This is a genomic window from Cellulosimicrobium cellulans (genome assembly GCF_007679345.1).
GTDB classification, from domain to species: domain Bacteria; phylum Actinomycetota; class Actinomycetes; order Actinomycetales; family Cellulomonadaceae; genus Cellulomonas; species Cellulomonas cellulans_A.
This window is the reverse complement of the sequence record NZ_VEGH01000048.1, coordinates 1-208: the sequence shown is the minus strand read 5'-3', so window position 1 is coordinate 208 and position 208 is coordinate 1. Positions and strand designations below refer to the sequence as shown.

1 pseudogene is annotated in these 208 nt (G+C 76.9%); it reads left to right on the top strand.

Annotation, left to right across the window (positions count from 1 at the left end):
• A pseudogene (locus FS882_RS21265) lies at positions 1 to 208 on the top strand (HNH endonuclease); the annotation flags it as partial.

The window sequence follows — 208 nt, the reverse complement described above, 5'->3', positions numbered from 1 at the left end:
AGGTGCTGACCGCGGAGCTGGCCGACCTGCCGTTCCAGGTCGCGCACGCCGTGGAGGACGCGGTGCTCCCGGACGCCCACCAGTGCTCGGTCGCCCAGCTCCGGCAGGGGGTGGCGCGGGAGATCCGCCTGGTCGACCCCGAGGGCGCCGCCGGTCGCCACGACCGCGCCCGGCGGACCAGGAAGGTCAGCCACCCGAGGCCCCAACC